Raw genomic sequence first — 5,694 nt, 5'->3', positions numbered from 1 at the left:
GATCCGGGACGGCCGCGCCGTAGAGGCGTCTCAGCGCCGCCACCGCATCAGCTGCCGCCTCGTCGTCCGTGAGCGTCTGCACGTGCCGCCCGAAGGGACCGGCCGCGAACGTGAGCAGGGTCGGCAGGCCGCTGATCGCCGACACGTCGTACCAGGAGTGCCAGTGCTCGCCGGGCTCGCCGAGAGCGCGGATCGCGTAGACCCCGTCCTCCCAGAACCGTTCCGGGAACTGCAGGAACACCTTGTTGAACACGCCCATGCCGAGCCGTGCGATCGGATCCGCGACCTCGGCGGGCAGGGAGGGCTCGAAGGCGATCGCGCCCGCCTTCAGCACGCCCAGCGGCACGGTGACGACGGCCTGCGCCGCGGTGAAGACGCCCCGGTCGGTCTCGACGCGGACGCCGTCGGCGGCGCGCGCGATCCGCCGCACCACCTGCTCGAGCCGCACGTCCAGCTCGGCCGCGATGCGCTGCGGCAGCTCGTCGTAGCCCTGGGGGAACACGACCTCGTCCCCGTCGATCGCGTCCTCGTCGAGCCCGTGGGCGTCGAGGTCGCCGATCCACGCGCCGCACTGCTCCTCGACGCGGTGCCGGAAGAACTCGCGGATCTCGTCGATGCGCTCGGGATCCAGGGCGTCCTCGCGCCGCTCGAGCGCGTCAAGGGCGCGCTCCGTCACGTCGAGGTAGGTGTCGCCGGGCGCGGACCGGGAGATCGCCTCCTCGAGTGCGCGGTCGGCCGTCGCGACGTCGGCGACCCATCGCGCGCTCTCGGCCGCGGACATGCGGTTCCCCGCACCGTCGAAGTCGGCGATGGGGCGCCCGCCGGCTTGGAAGCTGCCGACCGTGAACTCGATCGTCGGCACGTCCAGCGCCTGCGCGAGCTCCCACAGGCGGGAATCCCGGATCCCGTGGATCCAGGAGGCGCCGAGGTCGACGGAGAAGCCCGCGGCGCGGTCGGTGTGCATGCGCCCGCCGACCCGGTCCCGCGCCTCCAGCACCACCACGCGCTGTCCGGCATCGGCGAGCAGTCGCGCCGCGGTCGCGCCGGACATGCCGGCGCCGATGACGATGGTGTCGAACTCGGGCACAGGTCCTCCTCGGGGCGTCCTCGCCGTCGCATCTCGGACCCCCGACCGGGGGACTTCGCCGAGGCGGGTCCGGCCAGGGTATCGTTGTACGGATGTCGTGCGTGCGGGTGCGCGCCGACGAGAGCTGAACAGGGAGGCCGTCATGGATATCGATCTCGGGTTGCTGCGCACGATCGAGCGGGAGAAGGAGATTCCCTTCGACGAGCTGATCGCGATCATCGAGCAGGCCGTCCTGACCGCCTACGCCAAGCACGACTCCCAGGAGGGCGTGCTGACCGAGGGCACCCGCGTCGACCTCGACCGCAAGACCGGGCACGTGAGCGTGATGGTCCCCGTGCGCGACGAAGAGGGCGCGATCATCGGCGAGGAGGACTCAACGCCGGACGACTTCGGCCGCATCGCCGCCTTCGCCGCCAAGCAGGTCATCGGCCAGCGTCTGCGCGACATCGCAGACGACGCCGTGCTCGGCGAGTTCCGCGGCAAGGAGGGCGACATCGTCGCCGGCGTGATCCAGCAGGGACCGAACCCGCGCATGATCCACGTCGACCTCGGGTCCGTCGAGGCCATCCTCCCTCCCGAGGAGCAGGTCCCCGGCGAGGAGTACGCGCACGGCACGCGCATCCGCGTCTACGTGACCTCTGTCGCGAAGGGCATGAAGGGCCCGGCGATCACCGTGTCCCGCACGCACCCCGGACTCGTGCGCAAGCTGTTCGCGCTCGAGGTGCCGGAGATCGCCGCGGGCCTGGTCGAGATCGTCGCGCTGGCCCGCGAGGCCGGACACCGCAGCAAGATCGCGGTGAAGGCGAACGACCCGGCCATCAACGCCAAGGGCGCATGCATCGGCGAGATGGGCCGACGCGTCCGCGCGGTCACCGAGGAGCTGGCGGGGGAGAAGATCGACATCGTCGACTACCACCAGGATCTGGCGACGTTCGTCGCGCACGCGCTGTCGCCCGCGAAGGTGACCAGCGCGTTCGTGCTCGACTCCGGCACCAAGGCCGTGCGCGCACTGGTCCCCGACTACCAGTTGTCGCTCGCGATCGGCAAGGAGGGCCAGAACGCCCGCCTCGCCGCCAAGCTCACCGGCGCCAAGATCGACATCCAGCCGGACTCGATCCTCGACGGCGCCTGAGCGGCCGCGTTCGCCTGCTGCGCCCGAGGTGTAAGATGGAGTCCGTACGAACGTGTGTCGGTTGCCGCGCTCGTGCATCTCGCACCGCCCTGCTCAGGGTGGCAATCCGGAACGGTGAGCTCGTCTTCGACGAGCAGGCCGTGCTGCCGGGGCGGGGTGCGTGGGTGCATCCGGCACCGGAGTGCGTGGACACCGCTCTGCGGAGACGCGCCTTCGCCCGTGCGCTCCGTGTGTCCGCTGCAATGGAATTCCCGGAAGCAGAGAATACGCAGACCCTCGAGAAACGGCTGAACGGCTATGGAAACAAAGTGAACGGCTCGAAATGAGACCCGTCCGCGACTAGTGGTCTGCCCTGCCAGGGCGGACCGACCCTGACAGGAGAATTGTGGCTGGTAAACCACGCGTGCATGAGATCGCCGCTGAACTCGGCGTCGACAGCAAGTTCGCACTCGCGAAGCTCAAGGAGCTCGGCGAGTTCGTGAAGTCCCCCTCATCCACGATCGAGCCTCCGGTCGCACGCAAGCTGCGCGCCGCCATCGAGGCCGACAAGCCGACCGGCGCCGCGTCCGCGACCGCCCCCTCGGCGAAGCCCGCCGGCGCCACGCCGGCCGCGGCGTCCTCCGGCGCGCCCAAGCCCGGCCCCAAGGCGCCGACCCCCGGCCCCAAGCCGGGACCGGCCAAGCCCGCTGAGACCGCCCCGGCTCCGGCTCCGGCCGCGGAGCAGCCCGCTGCTCCGGCCGCGCCGGCCGCTCCGGCTGCGCCCGCCGCGGAGAAGTCCTCCGCGCCCAAGCCCGGTGGCTCCGGCGCCCCGCGCCCCGGCGCACCGCGTCCGGGCAACAACCCGTTCTCCTCGCAGCAGGGCATGGGATCGCGTCCGGCAGGTCCGCGTCCGGGCAACAACCCGTTCGCCTCGCAGCAGGGCATGGGCCAGCGCCCGACGCCGGGCAACATCCCGCGTCCGCAGGCTCCGCGCCCCGGATCCCCGCGCATCGGCGCACCCCGCCCGGGTCCGGGCGGACGTGCCGGCGGTCCTGGTCGTCCCGGTGGCGGCGGTCGTCCCGGCGCTCCGTTCCAGCAGCGCACCGGTGGTCCCGGCCGTCCCGGCGGCGCCGGTGCCGGCGCGGGCGGTGGCTTCCAGCGCCCCGGCGGCGCTCCGGCCGGCGGTTTCGCCGGTCGTCCCGGCGGTGGTGGCGGCCGCGGCCGCGGCCCCGGCGGCGGTACTGCCGGCGCATTCGGCAAGGGCGGCGGCAAGAGCAAGCAGCGCAAGTCGCGGCGGGCGAAGCGGCAGGAATTCGAGATGCGGTCGGCGCCGGTCGTCGGCGGCGTCAACGTCTCCAAGGGCAACGGCGAGATCATCCGCCTGCGCCGTGGCGCATCGATCGCGGACTTCGCGGACAAGCTCGAGGCCCTGCGCGGCTACACCGTGCAGCCCGGCACGCTCGTGACGATCCTGTTCAACCTCGGCGAGATGGCCACGGCCACCGAGTCGCTGGACGAGGCGACGTTCGAGGTCCTCGGCGCCGAGCTCGGCTACACCATCCAGATGGTCTCGCCCGAGGACGAGGACAAAGAGCTCCTCGAGGGCTTCGGTCTCGACCTCGAGGCCGAGCTGGAGGCGGAGAGCGAGGACGACCTCGAGATCCGTCCCCCGGTGGTCACCGTCATGGGCCACGTCGACCACGGTAAGACCCGACTGCTCGACGCGATCCGCCAGACCAACGTCATCGAGGGCGAGGCGGGCGGCATCACCCAGCACATCGGTGCGTACCAGGTGTGGACCGAGCACGAGGGCATCGAGCGCGCGATCACCTTCATCGACACCCCGGGTCACGAGGCGTTCACCGCCATGCGTGCCCGTGGTGCGCAGGTGACCGACATCGCGATCCTCGTGGTCGCGGCCGACGACGGCATCATGCCGCAGACGGTCGAGGCGCTGAACCACGCCCAGGCGGCCAACGTGCCGATCGTGGTCGCGGTCAACAAGGTCGACAAGCCCGAGGCCAACCCGGCCAAGGTGCGTCAGCAGCTCACCGAGTACGGACTGGTCGCAGAGGAGTACGGCGGAGACGTCATCTTCGTCGACGTCTCGGCGCGGGCGAACACCGGAATCCAGGAGCTCCTGGATGCCGTGCTGCTCACCGCGGACGCCGGTCTGGACCTCACCGCGAACCCGAACAAGGCCGCGCGAGGCATCGCCATCGAGGCGAAGCTGGACAAGGGCCGCGGTTCGGTCGCGACCGTGCTGATCCAGTCCGGAACCCTCCGGATCGGTGACGCGATCGTCGCGGGCACCGCCTACGGACGCGTCCGCGCCATGATCGACGAGAACGGCGACGCGGTCGAGGCCGCAGCGCCCTCCCGTCCGGTCCAGGTGCAGGGTCTGAACTCGGTCCCGCGCGCCGGCGACGTCTTCATCGTGACCGAGGAAGACCGCATGGCCCGTCAGATCGCGGAGAAGCGCGAAGCCGTCGAGCGCAACGCCCAGCTGGCCAAGGCCCGCAAGCGCATCTCGCTCGAGGACTTCACCCGTGCTCTCGAAGAGGGCAAGGTCGAGACGCTCAACCTCATCATCAAGGGCGACGTGTCCGGTGCCGTCGAGGCGCTGGAGGAGTCGCTGCTCAAGATCGAGGTCGACGACTCCGTGCAGCTGCGCATCATCCACCGCGGTGTGGGCGCGGTCACCGAGTCGGACGTGAACCTGGCGACGATCGACAACGCGATCATCGTGGGCTTCAACGTCCGCCCTGACCCGAAGGCCCGCGAGGCCGCGTCCCGCGAGGGCGTGGACGTGCGGTTCTACTCGGTCATCTACAACGCGATCGACGAGATCGAGAACTCCCTCAAGGGCATGCTCAAGCCGGAGTTCGAAGAGGTCCAGTCGGGTGTCGCCGAGATCCGCGAGGTGTTCCGCTCCTCGAAGTTCGGCAACATCGCCGGTGTCATCGTGCGGTCGGGAACGATCACGCGCAACGCCAAGGCTCGCGTCATCCGCGACGGCATCGTCCTCGCCGATGGTCTGGCCATCGAGTCGCTGCGCCGCTTCAAGGACGACGTCACCGAGGTCCGCACGGACTTCGAGGCGGGTATCGGCCTGGGCAAGTACAACGACATCCAGGTCGGCGACGAGATCGAGACCACCGAGATGGTGGAGAAGCCGCGCGCCTGATCGCGCATCGGAACGCCTGAGGCACCCTGTGCCGACCTTACGGGGCCCCGGTCCGCTTCGCGGACGCCCCGACGGCCGTCACAGGGTGCCTCAGGCTCCGCCCGTATCGCCGTGCGGAAGAGAGAAGTGAGAGGGTAAGGACATGGCCGGAGAACGACAGGCACGACTCGCGGATCGGATCCGCGTCATCCTCGCCGAGCGGCTGGAGAAGGGGCTGCGCGACCCGCGCCTCGGCTTCGTGACGATCACCGACGTGCGCGTCACGGGTGACCTGCAGCACGCGTCCGCGTTCTACACCGTGCTGGGCAC

Annotated in this window: 5 protein-coding genes; 4 read left to right on the top strand and 1 reads right to left on the bottom strand. The window is 70.6% G+C overall.

Translation table 11 applies throughout. The annotated features are described in order from the left end of the window. Nucleotides 1-1,087, bottom strand: a 1,087-nt coding sequence (locus B7X32_RS17610; protein WP_292722584.1) for an FAD-dependent oxidoreductase, incomplete at its 3' end; no start/stop codon positions are given. A gap of 142 nt (nucleotides 1,088-1,229) precedes the next feature. Here B7X32_RS17610 and nusA point away from each other — a divergent pair. From nusA to B7X32_RS17590, 4 genes are all read left to right on the top strand, one after another. After that, a complete protein-coding gene (gene nusA, locus B7X32_RS17605) occupies nucleotides 1,230-2,219 on the top strand; it encodes a transcription termination factor NusA (RefSeq protein WP_292722582.1) in 990 nt (329 codons plus the stop codon). 35 nt (nucleotides 2,220-2,254) lie between these two features. Beyond that, nucleotides 2,255-2,545, top strand: a complete 291-nt coding sequence (locus B7X32_RS17600; RefSeq protein ID WP_292722579.1) for a YlxR family protein — start codon at nucleotides 2,255-2,257, stop codon at nucleotides 2,543-2,545. A gap of 59 nt (nucleotides 2,546-2,604) precedes the next feature. Then, the gene (infB, locus tag B7X32_RS17595) at nucleotides 2,605-5,385 is read left to right on the top strand and encodes a translation initiation factor IF-2 (protein ID WP_292722577.1); all 2,781 of its coding nucleotides are present in this window, start codon (nucleotides 2,605-2,607) and stop codon (nucleotides 5,383-5,385) included. A gap of 142 nt (nucleotides 5,386-5,527) precedes the next feature. Beyond that, nucleotides 5,528-5,694: ribosome-binding factor A (locus B7X32_RS17590; protein ID WP_292722587.1), on the top strand; the 167-nt coding region annotated here is incomplete at its 3' end.

Origin of the sequence: Microbacterium sp. 13-71-7, assembly GCF_002257455.1 — a bacterium.
Taxonomy (GTDB): Bacteria; Actinomycetota; Actinomycetes; order Actinomycetales; family Microbacteriaceae; genus Microbacterium.
Note: the sequence above shows the minus strand (reverse complement) of the source record. Positions and strands in the feature narration are given on the sequence as shown.

Excerpts from the sequence above, each read along its gene's own strand:
- nusA (WP_292722582.1), top strand. The coding sequence starts at position 1,230 with ATGGATATCGATCTCGGGTTGCTGCGCACGATCGAGCGGGAGAAGGAG.
- B7X32_RS17600 (WP_292722579.1), top strand. The coding sequence starts at position 2,255 with ATGGAGTCCGTACGAACGTGTGTCGGTTGCCGCGCTCGTGCATCTCGC.